Annotated in this window: 1 protein-coding gene; it reads left to right on the forward strand. The window is 65.5% G+C overall.

What is annotated here, in order from left to right; translation table 11 throughout:
• A partial coding sequence (locus EOA79_RS32400) for a UvrD-helicase domain-containing protein (RefSeq protein WP_164894091.1) occupies positions 1-586 on the forward strand: 586 nt, incomplete at both ends.

A 586-nucleotide genomic window follows, 5' to 3' on the forward strand; every position in this document is an offset into this window, starting at 1 on the left:
CAGTGGCGATCGTCGAGCGGCTGGTCGAGATGGCAGCCGCGCTCGCGGCCGGTCCCGATCCCACGACACCTTCGGGCTTGGTTGGGCTTCTGACCTCGCGTCCCCACCCGAACCTTTGCACCAAGGCAGGCGCCTTCGCCTCCTATCGTAAGAAGGGCAAATGGGCTGCAGCGGCCAAGCAGGCCGGCCTTTCCAAGGCCGATGGTGATCAGCTGAACCACGCAGCCGAGGGCCACTACACCGCCTGCTGCGAGGACTGGGTTTCGCTTCTTCAGGCGGCGGCCAGCCAGGTTCTGGCGGCGCTGATCGAAGAGGCGCGTCCGATCCTGCAACGCTATCGCGACCACAAGCGCGCGAGCGCCCAACTCGACTTCGACGATCTGATTTTCGCCGCGCGTGATCTGCTGCGCGATCATGACGATGTCCGGCGCGCGCTGGGGCAGCGCTTCGCCCATGTCCTCGTCGATGAGTTCCAGGACACCGATCCCCTGCAAACTGAGATCCTCTGGCGGCTGTGCGGCGATCCGGTCGACAGCGATGACGATTGGACCGGGTTCCGGATCCGGCCCGGTGCACTCTTCCTGGT

Source organism: Mesorhizobium sp. M1A.F.Ca.IN.020.03.2.1 (assembly GCF_004023205.1).
GTDB lineage: Bacteria > Pseudomonadota > Alphaproteobacteria > Rhizobiales > Rhizobiaceae > Mesorhizobium.